Source organism: Amycolatopsis samaneae (assembly GCF_039541975.1).
Lineage (GTDB): Bacteria > Actinomycetota > Actinomycetes > Mycobacteriales > Pseudonocardiaceae > Amycolatopsis > Amycolatopsis samaneae.
In genome coordinates, this window is the sequence record NZ_BAABHG010000015.1 from 48,462 (window position 1) to 70,287 (window position 21,826).

Annotated in this window: 20 protein-coding genes; 10 read left to right on the plus strand and 10 right to left on the minus strand. The window is 72.8% G+C overall.

The annotated features are described in order from the left end of the window. Positions 1-229: 229 nt before the first annotated feature. Positions 230-1,411, plus strand: coding sequence for a S8 family serine peptidase (locus ABD987_RS33550; protein WP_345403435.1), 1,182 nt, complete (start codon positions 230-232; stop codon positions 1,409-1,411). A 115-nt stretch (positions 1,412-1,526) separates the two neighbouring features. Here ABD987_RS33550 and ABD987_RS33555 read toward each other — a convergent pair whose 3' ends face one another. The 6 genes from ABD987_RS33555 to ABD987_RS33580 form a co-directional block, all read right to left on the minus strand. After that, entirely contained in the window at positions 1,527-1,901 is a 375-nt protein-coding gene (locus tag ABD987_RS33555; RefSeq protein ID WP_345403438.1) for a hypothetical protein, read from the minus strand. Continuing rightward, positions 1,898-3,268, minus strand: a complete 1,371-nt coding sequence (locus ABD987_RS33560; RefSeq protein WP_345403441.1) for an alpha/beta hydrolase — start codon at positions 3,266-3,268, stop codon at positions 1,898-1,900. The genes ABD987_RS33555 and ABD987_RS33560 overlap by 4 nt, the downstream gene beginning before the upstream one ends. Positions 3,269-3,291: 23 nt before the next feature. Beyond that, positions 3,292-4,593 carry a WXG100 family type VII secretion target gene (locus tag ABD987_RS33565; RefSeq protein WP_345403444.1) on the minus strand — a complete coding sequence of 434 codons (1,302 nt, stop codon included), beginning with the start codon at positions 4,591-4,593 and terminating at the stop codon, positions 3,292-3,294. Next, positions 4,590-4,991 carry a hypothetical protein gene (locus tag ABD987_RS33570; RefSeq protein WP_345403447.1) on the minus strand — a complete coding sequence of 134 codons (402 nt, stop codon included), beginning with the start codon at positions 4,989-4,991 and terminating at the stop codon, positions 4,590-4,592. Before ABD987_RS33570 ends, ABD987_RS33565 begins: the two co-directional genes overlap by 4 nt. 93 nt (positions 4,992-5,084) lie before the next feature. Then, a complete protein-coding gene (locus ABD987_RS33575; RefSeq protein WP_345403450.1) occupies positions 5,085-5,387 on the minus strand; it encodes a WXG100 family type VII secretion target in 303 nt (100 codons plus the stop codon). A 24-nt stretch (positions 5,388-5,411) separates the two neighbouring features. Beyond that, positions 5,412-5,753, minus strand: a complete 342-nt coding sequence (locus tag ABD987_RS33580; protein ID WP_345403453.1) for a WXG100 family type VII secretion target — start codon at positions 5,751-5,753, stop codon at positions 5,412-5,414. 231 nt (positions 5,754-5,984) lie between these two features. On the opposite strand from ABD987_RS33580, the gene ABD987_RS33585 reads away from it, so the two are divergent. Together ABD987_RS33585 and ABD987_RS33590 are read left to right on the plus strand one after the other, a co-directional pair. Next, positions 5,985-6,956, plus strand: a complete 972-nt coding sequence (locus tag ABD987_RS33585) for a hypothetical protein (protein WP_345403456.1) — start codon at positions 5,985-5,987, stop codon at positions 6,954-6,956. A gap of 31 nt (positions 6,957-6,987) precedes the next feature. Beyond that, positions 6,988-7,776, plus strand: coding sequence for a hypothetical protein (locus ABD987_RS33590; protein ID WP_345403459.1), 789 nt, complete (start codon positions 6,988-6,990; stop codon positions 7,774-7,776). 7 nt (positions 7,777-7,783) lie between these two features. Here ABD987_RS33590 and ABD987_RS33595 read toward each other — a convergent pair whose 3' ends face one another. From ABD987_RS33595 to eccCa, 3 genes are all read right to left on the minus strand, one after another. After that, entirely contained in the window at positions 7,784-8,251 is a 468-nt protein-coding gene (locus ABD987_RS33595; protein WP_345403462.1) for an SAM-dependent methyltransferase, read from the minus strand. A 109-nt stretch (positions 8,252-8,360) separates the two neighbouring features. After that, entirely contained in the window at positions 8,361-9,065 is a 705-nt protein-coding gene (locus ABD987_RS33600; protein WP_345403465.1) for a S1 family peptidase, read from the minus strand. A gap of 276 nt (positions 9,066-9,341) precedes the next feature. Beyond that, on the minus strand, positions 9,342-13,295 hold the full coding sequence (gene eccCa / locus ABD987_RS33605) for a type VII secretion protein EccCa (protein ID WP_345403468.1): 3,954 nt from the start codon (positions 13,293-13,295) through the stop codon (positions 9,342-9,344). Between the two features lie 148 nt (positions 13,296-13,443). On the opposite strand from eccCa, the gene ABD987_RS33610 reads away from it, so the two are divergent. The 6 genes from ABD987_RS33610 (at position 13,444) to eccD (ending at position 19,038) form a co-directional block, all read left to right on the plus strand. After that, entirely contained in the window at positions 13,444-14,226 is a 783-nt protein-coding gene (locus tag ABD987_RS33610; protein ID WP_345403471.1) for a WXG100 family type VII secretion target, read from the plus strand. Between the two features lie 35 nt (positions 14,227-14,261). Continuing rightward, a complete protein-coding gene (locus tag ABD987_RS33615) occupies positions 14,262-15,329 on the plus strand; it encodes a WXG100 family type VII secretion target (RefSeq protein WP_345403474.1) in 1,068 nt (355 codons plus the stop codon). Positions 15,330-15,331: 2 nt separating this feature from the next. Further along, a complete protein-coding gene (locus ABD987_RS33620; protein WP_345403477.1) occupies positions 15,332-16,699 on the plus strand; it encodes a WXG100 family type VII secretion target in 1,368 nt (455 codons plus the stop codon). Between the two features lie 5 nt (positions 16,700-16,704). Further along, complete coding sequence (locus ABD987_RS33625) at positions 16,705-17,187, plus strand: hypothetical protein (protein ID WP_345403480.1); 483 nt, start codon at positions 16,705-16,707, stop codon at positions 17,185-17,187. After that, entirely contained in the window at positions 17,184-17,507 is a 324-nt protein-coding gene (locus tag ABD987_RS33630; protein WP_345403483.1) for a YbaB/EbfC family nucleoid-associated protein, read from the plus strand. The genes ABD987_RS33625 and ABD987_RS33630 overlap by 4 nt, the downstream gene beginning before the upstream one ends. A 145-nt stretch (positions 17,508-17,652) precedes the next feature. Next, positions 17,653-19,038 carry a type VII secretion integral membrane protein EccD gene (eccD, locus tag ABD987_RS33635; RefSeq protein ID WP_345403486.1) on the plus strand — a complete coding sequence of 462 codons (1,386 nt, stop codon included), beginning with the start codon at positions 17,653-17,655 and terminating at the stop codon, positions 19,036-19,038. A gap of 71 nt (positions 19,039-19,109) precedes the next feature. On the opposite strand, the gene ABD987_RS33640 is transcribed toward eccD, so the two are convergent. Beyond that, the gene (locus ABD987_RS33640; protein WP_345403489.1) at positions 19,110-20,240 is read right to left on the minus strand and encodes a type VII secretion protein EccE; all 1,131 of its coding nucleotides are present in this window, start codon (positions 20,238-20,240) and stop codon (positions 19,110-19,112) included. Positions 20,241-20,395: 155 nt separating this feature from the next. Between ABD987_RS33640 and eccB the strand changes: the two genes are divergently transcribed. Beyond that, positions 20,396-21,817, plus strand: a complete 1,422-nt coding sequence (gene eccB, locus ABD987_RS33645) for a type VII secretion protein EccB (protein ID WP_345404000.1) — start codon at positions 20,396-20,398, stop codon at positions 21,815-21,817. The last annotated feature ends 9 nt before the right edge of the window (positions 21,818-21,826 follow it).

The following is a 21,826-nucleotide window of genomic DNA, read 5'->3' on the forward strand; positions in this document are numbered from 1 at the left end:
CGGAAGATTCGAGACACCTCGAGAGCCCCCGGTCAACACTCTAGCCGGGGGTACCGACAAGCCTCAGGCACGTCGATCCGTGAATGCCACATTGAGGGACTCTGAGTCCCTCAATGTGGCATTCACGGACTTGGGGGAAACAAAGCCGCGACGGCGGAATTGCCGTCGTTCCCGCCGGGAGTTCCGGCCTAGCTTGGGGACGGGCAGGCGGAGACTCGGGGAGAACGGCGTGGCGCGACGGTTCGGCGGAGTGGCGGCGGTGACCGGCCTGCTCGCACTGGGGATCCCGGCCACGGCCTCGGCGGCGCCGCCCGCGCAGGGACAGTGCGCGACCCCGCTCGGCACGTACACCGGGGCTGTCCCGTGGGGACAGCGCTTGCTCGACCCGGCCAGGATCTGGCCGCTGACCCGGGGCGAACAACAGGTGGTCGCCGTCGTCGGCACCGGGGTCGACGGGCAGAACCCGCAGCTGCGCGGCCAGCTCACCGGTGGCGCGGAGGCGGCGTCGGACTGCGACGGGCGCGGCACGATCGCCGCCGGGATCGTGGCGGCGCGCCCGGATCCGTCGACGACCTTCGCCGGGATCGCGCCCGAGGCGCGGATCCTCCCCATCCGGTACACCAACGGCGGCGGCAGCACCGAGGGCGGCGACCCGAAGGCGCTCGCGTCCGCGATCGACCAGGCCGCCCAGAAGGGCGCCGGGGTGATCCTGGTGGCCGTACCGTCCACAGCGGACAGTCCGGAGCTGTCGGCCGCCGTCGACCGGGCGCGGGGCAGGGGCGCGGTCGTCGTCTCGCCCGCCGCCGCGACCCAGCAGGGCGGGCACACCTACCCGACCGCGACACCCGGGGTGCTCGCGGTCGGCTCGATCAACGCCGCGGGCGAACCCGCGCAGACCGAGGCGGGAGGCTACCTCGGCCTCGCCGCTCCCGGCGCGGACCTGGTGAGCACCTCGGCCGGGCCGGGTGGCGGACACCGGTGGGGCATCACGAATCCCGGCCTCGCGGCCGCCTACGTCGCCGGCGCCGCCGCGCTCGTGCGGGCCTACCAGCCCGGTCTCACCGGCGACCAGGTGGTCACCCGGCTCCTGCTGACCGCACACCGGCCCGCCTCCGGCGGCCGCGATCCCCGCCGGGGCTGGGGCGTGGTCGATGCCTACGCCGCCGTGTCCTCCGCGCTGCCCGCCGACGTCGCGGGCCCCGGCCTGCCGGGAAAGCCCGCGTCGCTCCCGGCCGTCACGCCCGCCGCCGCCGACGCCCGTCCGCACGCCGACCGCGTCGCGGGCGCGCTCGCACTGGCCGGTGTCGGCGCCGCGGTCACCGCCGGTTTCGCCGTCGCGGCGTTCCGCCGGGGCCGCCGCCGCTCCTGGCGCCCCTCCCGGTTCGCCCCCTCACGCGAGAACTCCTCCTGATCACGCGAGACCTCCACACCCGCACGCGACGTCTCCGAACCCGCACCGGGACGGGAACGGCGAACTCGCGTGCTCGAATGGCGAACTCGCGTGACTGGAAGGAGAACTCGCGTGATCAGGGGGTGACGCAGCGGGTGGAGCCGACGATGGCTACGCCGGCGCCGGAACGGGCGACGTGCACGGTGAAGTCGGCGCCGTCGCGGCTGCAGCGGGCGATCAGCTCCAGGGCGTTGCTGCGGTCGTGGACCTGCCAGCCGTCGCGTTCCAGCCGGGGGACGACGAGTTCGACCAGGCGGCGTTCGGCGTGCGCGGGCCGCTCCAGCCGGACGCCGTACTGCCAGCAGGTCAGCAGGCCGGGACGGGCGGGGTCGCAGTCCAGCTCGCCCCGCACGGTCGGCAGCGCGCCCTCGCCGAACGTCGCGGCGACGTGGTCGATGACGGCGGTCAGTTCCTCGGCCAGCCGGTCGAGGTCGGTGCTGTCGGTGATCACGGAATGGTCCTCAACGTGTTCGGGCCCGCGAAGCCCCGCTCGCCGAAGCCGCGGGGTGCGGAGCTGCCTTCGGGGGTGACCGTCCCGCCGGTGATCACGTCGTAGATGTTCTGCCACGAGTCGGATCCCGGCTTGAGGACGTCGTTGTGCGCGGACAGGCCCCACAGTACGTCGCCGTGGGCGTCCCGGCCGGTATCCAGTTCGGTGACGCCGGGGAAGGTGTCCGGATCGGCGCCGTGGCCGAGGTCCGAGCCGAGCCACTCCGCCACGCCCGCGTTACCCTGCGCGAGAACGATCGGGTCGAACGGCGCGGTCATCGAGTACCGCTGGACCCCGGCCTGGCTGGGCGGCAGATCCGCCGGGCTCCAGATCCCGTGGCCCATCCCGGCCGATTCGACGTGCAGCACGCGGTCGACGTCGAGCCCGAGCCCTTCGGCGAGGCCGACGGTGGCACCGCCGTAGCTGTGCCCGATCGCGGTCACCATGACGTCGCGGCCGGCGTGGCTCGCGATCTGCCCGCGCAGCTCGTCGGTGAACGCCTTGAGATCCGGGGCCTGCGCCCTGGAGTAGGCCGAGTCCGGGGCTTCGGCGACGACGCCCTGGGGGAACACGCCGTCGGCCCAGACGACCATCGCGGTCCGCCCGGCCGGGTCCGCGGCGACCAGGCTCCGGCCGAGCCCGGCGTAGCCGTCGAAGTTGTCGAGCCGGGTGTTGGTACCGGGCACGAACACGCCGACGCTGTGCGTGCCGGGTTCGAGATGGCCGATCAGCTCGGCGATCCGGCCGTCGCCCGCGGGATCGAAGCGCAGGATCTGCCGGTTGTGCGCGAGGATGTCCTCGTACAGCGCGATCCGGCGCCGGGCGCGGGCGATGTCCTCGGCCTCGCCGCCGTGGGCCAGCAACCCCGCGAGGTGCTTGCGTTCGCCGGTGAGCGCGTCGGCGACCTTCGCCCGGTTGCGGGTGATCTCGCCCGCCCACGCGCCGGTGTCCGCCCCGCCGCCGGCCCCGGCCGGACGGCCGGCGGCGGGCAGCGGGTCCTCCGGGAGCAGCGCGCGGTACATCGCGGCGACCCGCGTGTCGAGCCTGCGATAGCCGGCCGCGCTCCCGGTCAGTCCTGTTTGGACGGACCGGATCCGGTCGACCTTTTTGCCGAGCCGGTCGGCGATCCCGGTCGTCGTCTTCGTGAAGGCGGCCGCCGCGGCGGCGGACCCGGCGAGTTCGCCGAACGCCGCCGCCGGGAGCCTTTCACCGGCCACTGTGGACTGTGCGGTGGCGAGCGCGTCCGCCTGGCCGCCCAACTCGCCCGCCACCTGATCGAGCCGGGCCGGGACGACCCGGTAACCCCCGGCGGTGGGTGCAGAAGTCACCGAGTACGTCCCTTTCCCCGCGCTCAGCGGGTTTCCGGTTCCTCACCGATCACCGAGGGCGCCACCGGGGACGACTGCCCCCAGACGTTCTCGGTCTCGACCAGCCAGGCCGGGATCCGCTTGCCCGAACCCATATCGCCGCCCGCGCCCATCCCCATCGGCATCATGGGCATCATCGGCATCGCGCTCTTCGCCGCGGCGGCGCCCACGGCACCCGCCGCGCCACCGGCCAGCCCGGACATTGCCTGGCCCGCGCCGTCACCGGCCAGCCCGGAGTGCGCGGCCGGGACCTCGCCGGGACCGCTGACCCCGCCGCCACCGGGGATCCCGCCGGCCGGCGGCGCGCCGCCCCCGATCGGGATGCCGCCACCGGCGCCGCCGGTCGCGCCCGGCGCCGCGGCACCGCCGCCTCCGAGCTTCGTGCCCGGCGGCTTCTCTTCCTTGTTCTCCTCGTTCTTCTTGCCGCTCGCCCACGCCGGGATCTTCGGCATGATCGACCCGAACCGGCCGAACGCGGCGGCCGAAGCCGCCGCGAGCCCCGCGGTGAACATGTCCCCGAACAGCGGGCTGCCCCCGCTGGGAGCGGGGCCCGTGCCCGGCGGTGTCGGGGTGCCGCCGGGCAACGGGTGTCCGGAACCGGGAGTCACGACGGGCGGAGGCGCGGTGCCGGTGACACCGTTGCCGACCGCGGGCGCGCCCCCGGTGCTCGCGCCGCCACCGGCCGGTGGTTTCGGGACCGGCGCCGCGTTCGGCGACACAGGGATCGCCTCCTCCGCGGCGGTGTAGTCCCCGGCGAGCTGGGTCATCACCACGATCGCCTTGCCATGCGCGGTGCCCGCGGCGTTGGACGCCGCCTGCTGCTGCTCGACGTTGGTGATCGCCTGCTGGCGCTGCTGCGCGGCGGCCTGGACCACCGCGGGCGAGGCGTCCGGCGGCAGCAGCGGCGGGTTGACCGCGAGCGCGACGTCGGCGGGGGAGACGTCGGGGACCGGGACCGGCGGCGGCATCTGCTTCTTCGCCTTCACCAGCGCGTCGGCCGCGTCCTCCAGCAGGTGGTTCATGCCCTGCGCGGTCACCGCGACCTTGCGGATCCCGCCGACGAGGTCACTGATCATCCGGTGGTACTGGTCGGCGGCGCCACCCGCCCAGCTGTCGGAGAAGTCGCTCAGCTCGGCGGAGAGGTTCTCGGCCTGGTCGTGCAGACCGCGCGCGGTCGAAGCCCACTTGTCGGCCGCGGCGCGGGCGCTGTTCGGGTCGCCCGCCTGCAGCATCGCATACAGCTGCTGGTGGGTGTAGGCGGCGAAGTTGGTGTGTGCGGTGGTCATCCCTTGATTCCCCCTGCGTTCGACGTCCCGCCCGAGCCACCGAGGCCGAGCACGGACAGCAGCGGATCGAGCAGGCCGGTCACCTGGCCCGAGGTGTGCAGATCGCCCGCGACCGATTCGTCGGCCGACTGGTAGCCGTCGGCGACGGTGGTGGTCACGTCCTGCGCGAACGTGATGGCGCCGCGGACCTGGTCGAGCAGGCCCTGCATCTCGGCGACCGCCTCGCGGTGGGCCTCGGCCAGCGAGCCCGCCTCGCCGAACTCGCCGAACAGCAGGGGATGGTCGCCGAGGGTGAGCAGAAAGTCGTTCGGCTTCGCCATCGCGTGGATCTGGGTCTCCAGCTCACGCACGAAGTCCTTGAGCGACTCCAGATGAACGTAGTACGACTGGTCGTGCATCGGTCCCGACTTTCTCGTGGTCAGCTGACGCGGAAAAGCCGGTTGGCCGGTGCGAGCTGGGGGTCACCTCGCACCGGCCAACCGACGGCGGGATCAGCCTGCGAACAGGCTCTGGTTGCGGTTCTCCAGCTGGTGCTGGAGGTCGTGCGCCTCGCCGACCTTGCCGCCGAACTGCGCGATGATCGCGACGATGTCGGCGGTGGCCTGACGCAGCCGGGTCTCGGCCTGGCGGGCGGCCTCACCGGCGGAGCTGCCGGAGGCGTACCAGGTGGAGGTGATCGGCTGGAGGTTCTGGTGCAGCTGCTCCAGCTGCGAGGTCAGCGTCTTGGCCTTGGCGGCCAGCGACGCCGAGCTGTGCTGCAGCGCGGCGAAATTGATTTCGACGACATCGGCCATCGGAAGTGTCCTCTCCGGAAACGATCAGAGGTTGAGACGGGGGACGACGCTGCCCTCGAGCGTGTTGCCGACACCCTTGAAGCTGGAGCTGGTGTCCGCGTCGCCGTGGTTGTAGTTCGAGTGGCTGGAGTGGACCAGCTGCGACATGGTGTCGAGCTCGCGGACCGCGGCGCCCATCTTCTCCTGCAGGCGGCGCTGCAGGTCCCAGAACGCGAGGGCCTGGTCACCCTTGTAGTTGCGCAGCGTCTCGGTCAGCTCGGACTCCAAGCTGGCCATGGTGGTCTTCGCGCTCGACGCGGTTTCCTCGAAGCCCTGGACGGCGCGCGTCATCGCGGCGGAATCGGACTGGAATCCCGGACTGGACATCGACGGGCCACCTCCTCTCTAGTTCGGGGGAAATCCCGGCGGGAGCGGCTCGCTTTCCGAGTCGCTCATGGTGAATGTCACGCTAGGAAATGAGAGGGTGTGGTCAAACGGCACAACTGCCGGTCGTACTGACGGCAGTATTACCCACAGGCCGCCGGTGGGGTTGTCCCCACCCGGTGACGGGTGCCCGCACCAGTGTCTCGCGTGGCCGCACGCGGAACGCTCGATGCCATGTCGGACAACGGAATCAGCCTACGCTCCCTGCACCGTCCACTCGTGGTGCTGACCGGCGCGATGGCGGTACTCTGCCTGGTGTCGCTGCTGGGCCTCGCGATCGACGACCGGACGATGGTCAACGCGCCGATCTGGCTCAAGCCCTTCAAGTTCACCGTCGCGATCGGGTCCTACGCGATCACCCTGGCGCTGCTGCTGTCCCAGGTGCGGCGGGCCCGGCGCACCGGCTGGTGGCTCGGCACGGTGTTCGCCTTCGCGATCGGGCTGGACATGGCGTTGCTGGTGTTCCAGATGATCTTCCGCGACCGCCAGCTGCACTTCAACAAGGAAACGGCAGCCGACAGCGCGATCAACAACGTCGTCGCGGGCGGGGCCTACCTCGCCTGGCTGGCGATCGCCGCGGTCGCCGTGCTGCTGCTGTGCCAGCGCATGCCGGACCGGGCGCTGAGTTCCGCGCTGCGCTGGGGGACCGGCCTGTCGCTGGCCGGGATGGCCGCCGCGATGTTCATGTTCTCCGCGACACCGGAGCAGGCCGCGGTGTTCCGTGCCGGTGGGCAGCCCACGACGTTCGGGGCGCACACGGTCGGCGCGCCCGACGGCGGGCCGGGGCTGCCGCTGACCGGCTGGAGCTCGGTCGGCGGGGACCTGCGGATCCCGCACTTCGTCGGGATCCACGCCATCCAGGTGGTGCCGCTGATCGCGCTCGGCCTCGTGCTGCTGGCACGACGGCACCCGGCGCTGCGGTCCGATCTGGTGCGACGGCGGCTGGTGCGCACCGCGGCGCTCGGGTACGCCGGGATGTTCGTGATCCTGACCTGGCAGGCGCTGCGGGGACAGTCGGTCGCGCACCCCGACTTCTGGACACTGCTGGCCGCCGCGGGCGTGCTGGCGGCGATGGCGGGCGCGGCGGCGCTGTCGGTGCGCGCCCGGCCGGTATTCCGCTCGGAAACCGTCGTGGGCGTCGGCTAGTCTTCCCGGTGGAAAGAGGGGGTAACAGTCGATGCAGACCAACCTGAACATGTCCGCCGCGAGACCCGGTTCCGTGGGTGTCCGCCTGATCGGCGCCGGTCTCGCCGCCGTGGTGCTCACCGTGGTGGTGGGCTGTTCGTCCGGGACTGAGACCGGTACCGCGCCTTCCGCCGCGCCCGCGCCGGAGGCCTTCGGCCCGGCAGGCTACCGCGGCCTGGTGCCGGGGATGGCCAAGGAGGCGGCACTGGCCTCCGGAAAGCTCGCACCGGCGCCGACGTCCACTTTGGACGGCTGCACGGACTTCAGCTACACCGGCGGCCCGGCACCCGATCCGGCCAGGATGGCGGCCGAGGACGCGGCGGAGAAGAAGGCGAAGGAGCTGCGGCAGAAGTCCGAAGACTCCGCCGGCGCGGGGCAGGTCCGGCAGGGGGCCTCGGCCCGGGAATACGCCGACTCGGCGGCGAAGCTGGCGGGATCCGCGAAGCTGGCCGCCGACGCGGCGCTCGCGTCGGCCGATGTCGCGGGCAAGCGTGAGGCACGGGACAAGGCCTTCGCCGCGGCCGGGGGCGCGTCCTTCGGCAAGGACGGTTTGCGCGAGCTGGGTGCTCCGCAGGACGCGAAGACCGCGGAGGGAATCGGGGCCGGATCCTCGCTGGAGGAGCTGAAGAAGGCCTACGAACCTCGTGGACTGAAGCTCGGCGAGAACAAGCGGTACCAGCTGCCGATCGCCGAGAAACCGGGCTGGAGCTACGAGTTCACCACCACACCGGACGGGAAGGTGGGCGCGGTGTCGCTCATCAGCTCGGCGAAGTGCGGCTGAGCCCCGGTCAGTCCACTGTGGACCAGTAGCCCGCCATGAGTTCGCGCGACCACGCGGGCTGGCGGACCGGGCCACGGGGACCGAACTCCGTCAGGTACGGCTTGACGTCCAGTACCGGGGTGCCGTCGATCGCGTCCAGTCCGGCCAGGGTGAGCGTCAGGCCGTCGACGCCGACGAGCGCGCAGGTGGTGACGCCGATCCGGTTCGGCCTGCCCTTGCCGCGCTGGGCGAAGATGCCGACCGGGGGCCAGGCCGGGTTTCCGCGCGGGCGGCGGGCGCCGTACTGGACACGATCCGGGTCGACGCGGTCGAAGAGGTAGACGACCTCGACGTGGGAGAACTCGTCGAGCCCGGCCAGCGCTTCCGGCGTGAACCGCGTGCTGTCCAGGGTGATCGTCGCGGCGACGGTGTCCCAGTCGTCGTCGAGGGGTTCGGTGCGCGCCGAGCTGACCAGCCCGATGGGTTCGACTTGCATGAGCCGCATCCTCCCACGCGGTACCGCTTCGTGGCGGTGCACGCGGAAGGTCCCCGCCGCCACGGCGAACGTGGCGGCGGGGACCTTCGCGTGTTCTTCCCGGGGGTGGTCAGACCCCGGCGGTCGACTTGATCCAGTCGCGGCTGTGCGCGACGCTCGCGTAGTTCTGCGTGCCGTGCGGGTCCGAACCGCTGTTGCTCCCGGTCGAGCAGACGCCGACCTGCACCCCGTCGGCCAGCTGCGGGCCGCCGGAGTCGCCGTGCCAGGCCGAGCCGTTGACGCCCTTGCTGGCGATGGCCTGGCCGCCGAAGGCGTCCGTGCTGGTCCCGGTGACCTTCACGTTCGCCGTCTTGAGGGTGCTCGCCGGCGGGCTGCTGCCCTCGGTGCGGCCCCAGCCGTAGATCTGGTTGGTCGCGCCGGTGGACGGGTTGCCCGTGCCCAGCTTCATGAAGGTGGTGTTGACGGCCTTGCTCAGGTGCAGCAGCGCGATGTCCCCGTTGGGCGAGGCCTTCTGCTGGTCCACAGCGGCCTCGGTGCCCTTCTGGAGCTTCACGTCGCCGACCTTGACGTGCATGCCCGGCTTGTTCAGGCAGTGCTGCGCGGTGAGCACCCACTGCGGGGCGATGATCGTCCCGGAGCACTCGAAGCCACCGTTGTCGGTGACGTTGTTCCAGTAGATCTGGGCACCCCACGGCGCGGAACTGACCGTTCCGCCGCCGATGATGTCCTCCTGGGCGTTCGCGGCCCCGGCCGAGACGATGCTCAGCGCCGCAGCGGCTCCGGCTGCCACGGCGACAGCCCTCGACATTCGCATGAAAACGTCCTCCGGCCAACGAGTTCGGGGAGTTCGTTCCGGTTGAAACGATTTCACCAACCTAGGTGTCCGGTTGGGGATTTCGTAACCTACCGAAGTCGGTAGCGCGCAGGAGGAACGTAGTGGGCCAACCGGGTGACGCTCTGGTGGCCCGAGCGCCCCAATGTGGCATTGGGTGCGTTGGACGCACCCAATGTGGCGTTCGGTGCGTTGGACGCACCGAATGTGGCATTGGGGCGCATGGGCGTTCGGGACACGGACCTCGGGGCGCGGCGTTCAGGAGTCGGTGGGCTTGGTCCAGGCGACCTGGATGAGGCCGGTGCCGTGCCGCCGTGAGACCAGGGTGCCGCGGCCGGCGGGCTGGGGCGACGGCTTCACGTCGCCGAGCAGCGGGCCCTCGTCCTTGGCGCCGGACATGATCAGACCGGGCGAGCCGAGTTCGCGCAGGCGTTGCAGCACCGGTTCGTAGAGCGCCCGGCCCGCGCCGCCGGAGCCGCGCGCGATGATCAGGTGCAGGCCGATGTCGCGGGCCTGCGGGAGGAATTCCAGCAGCGGCAGCAACGGATTGCGGCCCACGGCGGCGACGAGTTCGTAGTCGTCGACCAGGACGAACAGTTCGGGGCCGCGCCACCAGGAGCGGTTGCGCAGCTGGTCGGGGGTGACGTCGGGGCCGGGCAGGCGGTTGCGCATCGCCGTCTGGCACTGGGTGACCAGATCCGTCAGCGTGTTCTCGGCGCCCGCGTAGCCCAGCAGGTGCGGCTCGTCGACGGCGCCGAGCAGGGCGCGGCGGTAGTCCCCGACCAGGATCAGCGCCTCGTCGGGGGTGTAGGCCGCCGAGATGCCGCGGGCCAGCGCGCGCAGCAGGGCGCTCTTGCCGGATTCGACGTCGCCGAAGGCCAGGAAGTGCGGGTCCGCGGCGAAATCGAGATGGACGGGCCTCAGCGTCGACTCCGCGATGCCGAGTGTGACCCGTTTGCCCGGCGCGGCCGGGAGCGAGTCCAGCGGGACCTCGGCCGGGAGCAGCCGGACCTGCGGGGCGCGTTCTCCTTGCCAGGCGGCGGAAACGCGGCGGACCAGGTCGACACCGCCCGTCCCGACGGTGTCCGGGCGCTGGTCGCCGTCGATGCGCGGGAGCGCGGCGAGGAAGTGCAGCTTGTCGGCGGTCAGGCCGCGGCCCGGCGCGTCGGCGGGGACGTTCTGCGCGATCTTGCGGTCGATCGAGGAGTCGGCGGGATCACCCAGCCGCAGTTCGAACCGCGTGCCGATGGCGTCGCGCAGCTGCGCGCGCACCCCGATCCACTGGTTCAGCGAGACGATGACGTGGATCCCGAAGCCGAGACCCCGCGCGGCGAGCCCGGTGATCTGCTCCTCCAGCTGTTCGTACTCCTGGCGGATCGTGGTCCAGTTGTCCACGAACAGGAACACATCGCCGAATTCGCGCCCGTCGGTGCTTTCGGTGAGTTCCGCGCGGCGGGCGCGGAAGGCCGCCATCGACTCGATGCCCTGCGCGGCGAAGAACTCCTCGCGCTGCTCCAGCAACGCCGTCAGTTCGGCGACGACGCGGCGGCAGCGCTGCGCGTCGCGGCGGGTGGCGTAGCCGGACACGTGTGGCAGCCCGGCGATCGGCGCCAGCGCGCCACCGCCCATGTCCAGCACGAAGAACTGCACCTCCGACGGCGTGTGCGTCAGCGCGAGCATCGCGGCGACGTCCCGCATCAGCGTGCTCTTGCCGCTCTGCGGGGCGCCGACGATCAGTGCGTGCCCGGCGGCACCGGAGAAGTCGGCCCACAGCATGTCGCGCCGCTGCTCGAAGGGCTTGTCCACCAGCGCGACCGGGATCATCAGCTTTCCGTTGCCGCCCCAGCCGAGCGGGCACAGGCCCCGCTCCGGATCCTCGCCGAGCGGGGGAAGCAGCTGGTCCAGAGTGGGCGGTTCGGCCAGCGGCGGCAGCCAGATCTGGTGCGCGGCGGGACCTTGACCCTCCACTCTGGACAGCATCGCGCCGATGATGGTCTCGCCGGTGCCCTTCGCCTCCGGCACACTGTCTACAATGGTCTCTTCGGTCACCGGGACTTCCACCGCGGCCAGGGAAAACGGCAGGACGCCGAGCCGTTCGCCGTCTTCGCGCACGACCTCGCTACGCGGCGGGAGCTCGCCGGAGACGTAGGCGGCCTTGAGCCGGGTGAGCGAGTCGTTGTCCGACTTGAGGTAGGCCGAGCCCGGCACCGGCGGCAGCTGGTAGGCGTCGGCGACACCCAGCACCGCGCGGCTTTCCGCGGCCGAGAAGGTCCGCAGCCCGATCCGGTAGGACAGGTGCGAGTCCAGCCCGCGCAGCCGCCCCTCCTCCAGCCGCTGCGACGCGAGCAGCAGGTGGATGCCGAGGCTGCGGCCCAGCCGCCCGATCGCGACGAACAGGTCGATGAACTCCGGTCGCGAGGAGAGCAGCTCGCTGAACTCGTCGATGATGACCAGCAGCGACGGCAGCGGCTTCAGGTTCGCGCCGCCCTCGCGGGCCCGCTCGTAGTCCCGCACCGAGGCGTAGTTCCCCGCCGCGTGCAGGAGTTCCTGCCGCCGCAGCAGTTCCCCGTTCAGCGCGTCCGCCATCCGGTCGACCAGCGCGAGGTCGTCGGACAGGTTGGTGATGACCGCGCAGGTGTGCGGCAGCCCGGTCATCCCGGCGAACGTCGCGCCACCCTTGAAGTCGATCAGTGCCAGGTTCAGCTTTTCTGAGGAGTGCGTGACGGCGAGCGCGGTGACCAGCGTCCGCAGCAGCTCGCTCTTCCCGGACCCGGTCGCGCCGATGACCAGCCCGTGCGGCCCCATGCCGCCCTCGGCCGACTCCTTGAGGTCCAGGTCGACCGGCCGCCCGTCCGGATCGACGCCCAGCGGGATCCGCAGCCGGTCCCGCGCCGAACGCGGCGCCCAGGTCACCGCGACGTCGGTGTCGCGCGGATCGCCGATGCCGAGCAGCCCGGCCAGCCCGAACGTCGCGGACATCGGCTTTTCGGCCACCACGGCGGCGGCCTGGTGCCGCGGGGTCAGCATCCGGGCCAGCGCCTCGGCCGCGCCCCGGTCGAGCTGGTCGGGCGTACCGAGGAAGCCGAGCCGCTGCTCGGTGCCGTCAGCGACCACCATGCCCAGCTGTTCCGGCGCGGCGTGCAGGCTCAGCAGCAGCTCGCTCGACGCCGTCCGCGGCTGCTCGCCGGCGATCTCCAGCACGGAGACCCCGAGCCTGCCGTGCTCGTCCACCAGCCGGGAATCGCCGAACGCCTGGCCGCCGTCGACGACGACCACGAGGTGCGGCAGGTCGGGCAGCGCGGCCGGGCGGCGGCTGAACACCGGGCGGTCGCCGAGATCGGGCCCGAGCAGCTCGGCCAGCGGCCCCAGCTCGGCGGCCACCAGCCGCCGCGGCCCGGTCGCGTCGGCCGCGGTGGCCGACGCGGCGTGCGGCAGCCACTTCACCCATTCCCAGTCGTGCCGCCGATCGTCCGCGACACACAACGCGATCCGCAGATCGGCGGGGGAGTGGAAGGTGGCGAGCTGGGCCAGCAACGCGCGCGTCATGCCGAGTGTGTCCGGGCGCCGTCCGGACAGCGACACCGCGGCGAACGACCGCAGCGACACCGCCACCGGCAGCCCGTCGACCGTGGAGTACGTGCGGATGAAGTGCTTCAGGCTGGTCGAGGACACCGGGTCGAGGTCCTCCAGCGGCACGGTCTGCGGCGCCTTGAGCGGCGTCGCCAGGCGCTGCGGCCCGGTCCCCGCGCGCACCTGCCCGAAGTGCCCGTCGCCGCGCCGCCGGTCCCACAGCCTGCCCGTTTCCACGTAGGCCCACAGATCCGCCGGGGCGGGCTGCGCCGCCACCAGCGTGGCCCGCTGCGCGTCGGCGATGTCGCGCACCTGGCCGCGCAGCCCGGTCAGGTACCGCTGGTAGTCCCGGCGCTCGTCGTTGATCTGCGCCTTCTTCGCCATCCCGCCGCGGCCGAGCGACATCACCACCATGCCGCCCATCGCGGTGACGAACAGGGCACCGAAGATCCAGGTCATCACCCCGCCGTCGCGTCCGATGTAGACGAACGACATGGCACCCATGCCCAGCATCATCGGCAGGAACATCATCAGCTGCATCAGCCCGCCGGAGCCGCTCTTCGGCAGCAGGGGCGGGGACTGCAGGACGATCTCGCCGGGCAGGTCACCGAGGACGTCCAGACGATCGCGGGACGGGTTCATCGAGGGGCGCTTCCTGGCTGCTCTGTGGGTAGTTCGCCGCCCATTCTGGTCACTCTTCCCGCCGTGCTGGTGGGTACTTTTGCCGTCCGCCCGCCCGCGAGAGCGAACTTAACCTGCTCGTCAGCACAACCCAGCGGGAAGGAGGGCCATGGTCAGCACGGGCGAGTACCGGGCCGAACCCGAGGCCATGCGCTCGGCCGTCGGCAACGTCGGCGGCATCATCGCCCACGGCATCAACGCCGTCGCCGACCTGGAGCGCATGATCGTCCAGCCGACGTCCTTCGCCTCCTTCGGCAGCGCGGTCGCGGCGGCGAACGCGGCGCTGCACAGCAGCCAGATCACCGCCGTGCGCACGCTGTTGCAGTTGCTGCAACAGATCAACAACCTGGTCAAGGACAGCGCCGACGCCTACCAGGCCGCCGACGAGGCGGTCGCGGGCGGCTACGGCGGTGGCCACGCGCCCGGTGGCGGCGCGACGACGGGCACGTCGATCTGGGGCAACTCGCACGCGGCGGAGCTGGCCACCCTCGCCATCAACGACAGCGCGGGCGCCACCGGCGAACCCGGCTCGGTGGGCAACGTGCTGCGCTACCTCGGCGACGCCCAGCTGGGCCAGCTCGGGCACCACCCGATCACCGACGCCCGCTTCCACGGGGTCGCCGACTTCAACGACTGGCTCGCCCGCGACGCCGACAACCAGGCGCGGGCCGGGCTGATCGAGGTGTACGCGGGCACCGCGCGCAGCTTCGGCGACGTGCCGGGCGGCGTGCAGAGCGGCGACGTCGTCGTGGTCGAGCCGTTGCTGGCCGCCGACCGCGCCCCGGTCATCGGCGTAGCCGGTGACGGCGGGCAGCTCTACAACCACGGTCTCGTCGACGCCGGGACACACGGTCTGGCGAAGCTCAGCGTGTACCGGCCCGCCTCCGTTTGACCTTCCTCCCCCGGCCGTTCCCTAAGTGAGGTCCGATGCTGACTTTCCCCAACTCCAGCGCGATGGACGCCACCGCGTCCTCCGGCGGGCCGATCACCGTGCTGCCGCAGATCGTCACCGGCCAGCCGGAGCAGATCGCCAAGCACGTGCTCGACATGCTGCGCAAGGCCAACGAGTTCCTGTCCCTGTATAACGACCTACACAAGGCGGCCGAGCAGCTCGGCAAGATCTGGTCGGGTTCGGCCTCGGAGTCGGCGATCAAGAAGATCACCGACTCGCTGGACCAGCTGACCAAGATCGTCGGCGTGGTGCAGAAGGGCGCCGAACTGCTCGGGGTGTCCGGCACCCTGATCAAGGCCGCGCAGGAGGCATACCGGGCGGTGGTCTCGGCGGTGAACCCGACCGTCGCCGCGCTGATGTCGAACTGGTGGACCTACGGCGCCGCGGTGGCGCTGTCGACGGCGACGAGCGCCTCGCTGCGGGCGTTCATCACCGCGATCGGCGCGCTGCTCAAGGCACTGGGCGTGGTCGACCTCGCCAACCAGGTCACCCAGCTCGCGCAGATCATCGGGGAGATCGAGAAGCTGTTCGGCCACCACGATTCCGGGGCGGGCGCGGGATCCGCGGGCAACGCCGCGGTGGCGGGCAAGCCGGTCACCGCACCGCAGCTGCCGCCGCCGGTGGCCAGCGAGACGGGCCAGCAGGCGATCGGCGGCTCCGGCGGTGGCGCCGGTGGTGGTGCCGGTTCCGGGGGTGGCGCGGCGATCCCGACGCAGCCGTCGTTCACCCAGTACCAGCCGCCCGCGCTCTCCGGGGGCGGCGCGTCCTCGGGAGCCTGGGGCCACGGCGGCGTGGACGCGTCGAACAGCTGGATCCCGGTGGACCGCCCGGCCACCCCGCCGAGCGTCCCGGCGCCCTCGCCCGCGCCCGGCGGGGCGAACGAGGTCGTCATCCGCACCGACCTGTCCACCGGCCAGTCGGTGATCGAGGCGCCGGGCGGCAAGGACATCGACATCGATATCGACATGACCTACGACGGCAAGCACTTCGAGCAACATGTCGACATCGACTCGGGCGCCGACTCACCGGTGAAGGGCCGCTGACGATGTGGGGCTCCGGGGTCGTCGACGCGTCGGGGGCGGTCGGTTCCGTGCTCTCGGCCTACCGGCGCGTGCTGGTGGAATACCGCCGTCGGGTGACCGGCGACCCCGGTGCCCTGTCCGCCTCGGCCCAGCGGTGTGCCGCGCGGGCCTCGACGATTTCGGGGCGGGCCACTGCGATCGGGGACTCCGCGCGGGCGCTGAACGCGGACTGGGAAGGCGCGGCCTACACCGCGTTCGCGGCAGCCGCGCGGGAACTGAGCGCCGACCTGACGGCCGTCGCGTCCGAATTGGACGATCAGGCGAAGCGGCTTTCCGTTGCCGCCCAGCTGTTCCGCTCGGCGGCCTCGGCGGTGGACGCGATCCTCGCGCGGTTCGACCAGTACGCGGCCCTGCTGACCGCCCAGTCCCGCGCGGTCAGCCCCGGCGCCGTGAGCGCGTTCCTCACCGCGGCACGGGACTTCGGCGAGCAGGCGGTGACGGCGGCGCGGCAGATCGCCGACGAGGCGGACGACGCGCTCGCCGGGCTGTTCCCGCCCGAACGGCCGGGCAGACTCGAACACGAGCTCGGCAAGTGGGGATCCGGCGCGCTGCACTGGCTCAACGGCGAACCGCTGGACGGCCGCTCCCGGCCGCGCACGGCGGCCTACTCCTGGTTCGGGAACTCCGGCTGGAAGAAACTCACCTGGGACGGTCTCCAGGGCACCCGCGCGCCGAGGAAGGCCGACACCCCGTTCGGGCAGCCCGAGCCGGAAGGCTTACGCGACAAGGCTTTCCGCAACACCGAGATCACCTACGCGAAGTGGGCCCACGAGCAGGACGGCTTCACGCCGGGATGGGACGCGAAGATCTCGTCGCAGGGCTGGGACGTGAAGGCGTCCGGGCACGCCGAACTCGCCGCGCTGCGCGAAGAGAGCGAGCTGAAGGGCGAATGGGGCGTCGCCGAAGCGCACGCGAAGGGCACGGCGTTCGCCGGCGGTGAGATCGGCGGCTCGCTGCAGGGCGGCGCGCACGGTGTCGGGCTGCACGCCAACGCCTTCGTCGGCGGCAAGGTCGAGGGCGAGGTCGCCGCCGACGTCGCGGGCCTTGGCGTTGGCGCGAACGGGACCCTCCAATATGGACTCGGTGCCCAGCTGGACGGCCAGGCCGTGTACGAGTCCGGGCACCTCAAGGTGAACTTCAAGGCCGGGGTCGCGCTCGGCCTCGGCGCGGGCGTCGGCGCCAAGATCGACATCGACCTGCCCAAGATGGCCGACACCATCGGCGAATACGGCGGCGCGGCGGTCGACGCCGTGGGCTCGGCGGCGGGCGAGGCCGCCGACGCGGTCGGATCCGCCTGGGACGACGCGGTTTCCGCGGTGAGCTCGTGGTGACCGCCGTGACCACCCTGCCGCTCGGCTTCGACGTCCCGGACGGCTGGACGCCGGTGGATCCCGGGCAGGTAGGCGCGGAGGGCGCGGCGTTCGTCGCGGTGCGGTCCGGGCCAGGCGGGGAGTTCACCGCCAACATCACCGTGGGTGTGCGGCAGCGGCCCGATCCGGCGTCGATCGCCGAGATCGCCGAGGAGGCCGTCGAAGGGCTCGGCCGCACCGTGGCCGGGCTGGAGGTGCTCAGCCGCCGTCCGGTCGGCGGGCAGGCCGCGCCCGGGATGACCCAGGTGCTGCGGCTGCGGACCGGCGAGGGCCTCGACCTCGTGCAGACCCAGGTGCACCTCACGGTGCCCGGCGCGGAACCGGCCGGCCGGATCGTGCTGGAACTGGCCTGCACGGCCACGCCCGAGGACGCGCGGGCACTCACCGGGGATTTCCAGCGGTTCGTGGGCAGTGTCCACGTGCGACACACAGAAGGAGAAACGCAGTGACCGACCCGTACGCGGCGCCGGACATGGACGAGCTGCTCGCGCAGGTGCGCAGGCAGACCGAAGAGGTCCAGCGCATTCAGCGCACCGTCGAGGCGATGGAGGTCAAGGCCCACTCGCGGCAGAACGAGGTCACGGTCGTGCTGCGGGGCGACGGCCGCTTCACCTCGATCGACATCGACCCGCGCGCGATCCGCGAGTACGACGCGCGCAACCTGTCGGAGATCGTGCTGGAGGCGGTGAACGCGGGGCTGCAGAAGCTGGCCGAGACCTCCAGCGCCAAGTTCGCGCCGGTGATCGAGGCCGCCAAGGCGGTCGGATGAGCGGCGGCGGACGCACCGAGGGACGCCTTCGGTGCGGTGGGGGCGACGAGGGCGTCCCTCGGTGCGCCCAACGCGCCCAGGGCGTCCCTCGGTTTCGGCGCGCCCAACGCACTCAAGGCGTCCTTCCGCTTCCGGCGGTGCGGACGTGAGCGCGCCGAGCGTCCCGGCCATCTCGGGGACGACCCGGCGCGTCACGGTGGTGACGCCACGGGCACGCGTCGACGTCGCCCTGCCGCAGCAGAGCACGTTCGCCGAGCTGGTCCCGCAGCTGGTGCGGCTGGCGGGCGCGTCGGGACAGGCTTCGGCCGAGCATCCGGGCTGGGTGCTGTCCCGCCTCGGCGGGGCCCCGCTCGCGCTCGGCCTGACTGTCGCCGCGGCCCAGGTCCGCGACGGCGAGGTGCTGCACCTGACCCCGCGGGAACGCCCGCGGGGTCCGCTGCTGTTCGACGACGTCGTGGACTCCATCGCCAGCGTCGCGGACACGCGTGGCGGCTGGGGACCCGCGGTGGCCCGCCGCGCCGGCATCGTGGCCGCGTTCGTGCTGCTGCTCGCGGGCGGGCTGCTGGTGCAGTCCGCGGCGGCGGGCAGCGTGCTCGCCCCGGTCGGGACCGGGCTGCTCGCCCTGGTGCTGCTGCTCGGCGGCGGCGCGCTCAGCCGGGCCTACGGCGACGCCGAGGCGGGCGCGGCCGGCGCGTTCGCCGGGGCCGGGGTGGCGCTGCTGGCCGGGATGTCGATCCTGCCGCCGCACCCGCTGTTCTCGCTGTCGGCGGGGCCCCTCGCCGCCGGGCTCGCGGCGGTGACGGTGTACGGCGTGCTCGCCGCGGTGTCGGTCGCCGACCGGCTGCCGTGGTTCGTGGCGATCATCGGCGCGGCGGGGCTCGGCGCGCTCACCACCGGAGTGGTCCTGGTCGGCGACGTCCGCCCGGTGGCCGCCGCGTCGGTCGTCGCGGTGCTCGCGACCGCGCTGGCTTCGGTGGCGCCGATGCTCGCACTGCGTCTCGGACGGCTCCCGCTGCCGCGGGTGCCCGACGACATGGATTCCTTCCGTGCCAACGAACAGCCCTCACTCGGCGCGGACATGGTCGGCCGGACCACGCGGGCGCAGGCGCTGCTGACCGGGTTGCTGGTCGCGCTGGGCCTGGTGGTGCTGGCCGGTGGCGTGGTGCTCGCCGGTGCGGGCGGGCCGTGGGAGGCGGGGCTGGCCGGACTGCTCGGGCTCGCCTGGATCCTGCGGTCGCGCTCCTACGCCGGCCGCGCGCAGCGGCTCGTCCTCCTCGGCTTCGGCGTGCTCACGCTCGTCACGGCCGGCGTGTGGCTCGCCGCGAGCGGGCAGCGGACCGCGGTGTTCGCCGCCGGGTTCGCGGTCGTGCTCGCGGCGATCGTGTGCCTCGTCTACGCGACGCGGGTGGCGCGCGGGGTGCGTTCGCCGTACTGGTCGCGGCTGCTCGACGTCACCGAGTTCCTCACCCTGCTCGCGCTCATCCCGTTCGCCGGCGTGATCGCCGGGGTCTACGACCTCGTCAGCGGCTGAGCTTTCCCGAAGGTCCGTGGGGGCCTCCTTGAGGGACTCTAGGTCCCTCAAGGAGGCCCCCACGGACCGTTTCAGTGTTCCAGCGCCAGGGGCAGGGTGCGGCGGACGGCGGAGGCGTGCCGTCCGTACAGCGGGACCGCCGAGACCCCGGTCAGCGACGGCACCGGCGAACCGGGCCGGGCGCCGACGCGGATGGTGACGTCGGCGCGTTCCCGGCCCCCCGGGGTCCGCCGCAGCGTATACGACGTCGCGGTGAACGCCGCGCCGGTGGCCGAGAAGTCCAGCGTCCGCGCCAGTCCCCGTGCCGAGCGCGGGGTGAAGCAGGCCTGCGCCGACTCGCCCCACTGCCAGGCGCCCCAGCCGTCGGCGGCGGGGATCTCCGGCGAGTCCGGTTCACGCCGGACACCCAGCGCGACACGCAGTTCCTTCGCCAGTTCCCCGGCTTCGAGCACGGTGCTGACGTACCCGGCCTCGGCCAGCGCGCCCATCAGCCCCAGCGCCGCGCACGCCGTGCTGCGCAGGGCTCCCAGCTCACCGCCGCCCCTGGCCAGCGCCGCGATCGGCGCCTCCTCGGGCCGGTACCGCACGGTCAGCCAGCGCACCCGGAGCACCGGGCCGTCCTCGCGCGGCACCGCCCAGGTCAGTAGCTGCGCGCTGGACAGCGGGATCGCGGCGTCCCGGAACCGGTCCCGTAGGATGTCCACGAGTGCCTCCGGTGACGGCGTTCCCGGCCCCGGCGTGAGCCGCACGATCGCGCTCCAGCCGTCGTCGATTTCGGCCACGCCGAACCGGTTCCCGGCCCGGTCGACGTGCTGGCGCACCCGTACCGGACCGGCGATCACGTGCAGCGGGTCCGGGCTGTCGCGGCGGTCGTCGTGCCGGCGCAACCGGTATCCGAGCCAGGTGAGCGCCCAGCCCGCGGCGTGCTTGCCCGCGAACCGCACCGAGGTCACGGCCACCAGCACCGCCGCGACGGACGCGACGGTGATCCGCACCGGCTGGGCGACCCCGGGGAGCGCGAACACGACGAGCACCGCGATCCCGGCGATCTCCCACACGGCGGCCTGCAACGGCCGGATCGGCAGCAGCCACGGCAACGGCGCGGACCCGGCGGGGCCGGACCGCGGCGGCGGGCGATGAGCCCCCGGTGGTGTGGCGGGCGCGGTTTCGGCGGGTGCAGCGGCTACGGCGTCGGCGGACACGGCGTTCCCTCCCTTACCCGGACCGGCAGGGCGACGCTAGTCCTTCCGCGTGCGCGCGTGGGCGTAAAAATTACCCTCGTCATCCGGGCGGACCCACGCTTAGCATCGGCGCCTCGGCAAGGGGCGATCGAGGACGACCGGGGGTCTTGGGAAGCGTGTGGACGCAGCGGGACCAGATCCAGGCGTACCAGTTCCTCCGCCGCAGGCTGGTGTCCGCGCTCGTCGCCGCCGACGCCAATCACCCGGTCTCGCCCAGCCGTCGTCTCGTGCTGGGCACCGTGCTCGGGCTCGCGGTGGCGCTGCTGGTCACGGCGGTGGTCGGGGTGATCGGCCTGCTCAACCCGTCCGGCGGCAAGGACTGGCTCGCCGGCGGGAAGGTGATCGTCGAGGAGGGCACCGGCGCGCGCTACGTCCTCGGCCAGGACGGCGCCCTGCACCCGGTGCTCAACTACGCCTCCGCGCGGCTGCTGGCCGGCGGCAACGGCGACGCCACGGTGTCGGTCCCGGCGAAGAAGCTCGGCACCGCGCCGCGGGGTACGCAGATCGGCATCCCCGGCGCCCCCGACTCGCTGCCCGCCGCGGCCGCGCTGGTCACGACGCCGTGGATCAGCTGCAGCCGGACCACCACCGACGCCCCGGCGTCCGCCGAACCGCTCACCGCGGTCGTGCTCGGCGTGCCCGTCACCGGCACCGAACTGCCGCGCGACCAGGGTGTCATCGTCCGGATCCCGGCCGGTGACCAGTACCTGATCACCGCGGGCCGCCGGTTCCGGCTCAGCCCCGAGGCCGCCACCGCGCTCCAGTTCGACAGCTATCCGACGATCGCGGTCTCGGCGCGCTGGATCGACACCGTCCCGGCCGGACGCGACCTCGGCGCGATCCCGGTCGCCGACGCCGGGGCGCCGGGACCGCGGGTCGGCGGCACCGCGACCCGCGTCGGCGAGGTGCTCTCCGTCGTCGACGCGATGGCCTCCGCGGCCGAAAACACCTCCTACTACCTCGTCCGGCGCGAGGGCCTCGAACCGATCGGCCAGACCCAGGCGAGCCTCGTGGTCACCACCGCGGAGAACGCGCGCGCCTATCCCGGGCGCCCGGCGCCGGTCCCGGTGAAGGCCGCCGACGTCGCCGCGGTGCGGAAGGCGGGCGAACCACGCTCCGGCGGCGCCGACCCGGCGGGCTACCCCGACCGCATTCCGGGGAAGGCGGCGATCAGCGGTACCTCGGTGACCCTGTGCGCGCAGGACGGCCGCGTCGTGGTCTCCGCCGACGTCCCGCTGCCGCGCGGCGCACGGGCGATCGGGGTGCCCGCCCGCGCCGACGCGCGCGTGGCCGACCAGGTTTTCGTGCCGCCCGCCGGCGGCGCGGTGGTCGCCGAGGCCGGTTCGGGGACGGTCTACGTGGTGACCGAGATGGGATTGAAGTACCCGGTGGCGGACGCCAAGGCGCTGGCGTCGCTCGGTTACGGTTCCGTAGCCCGCCAACCGGTTTCCAGTGGTTTGCTGGCACTGATGCCGACGGGACCCGCGCTGGACCCGGCCGCGGCCGGGCAGGCGGTGCCCTCGGGTGGAACGGGGTGAGCGAGTCTT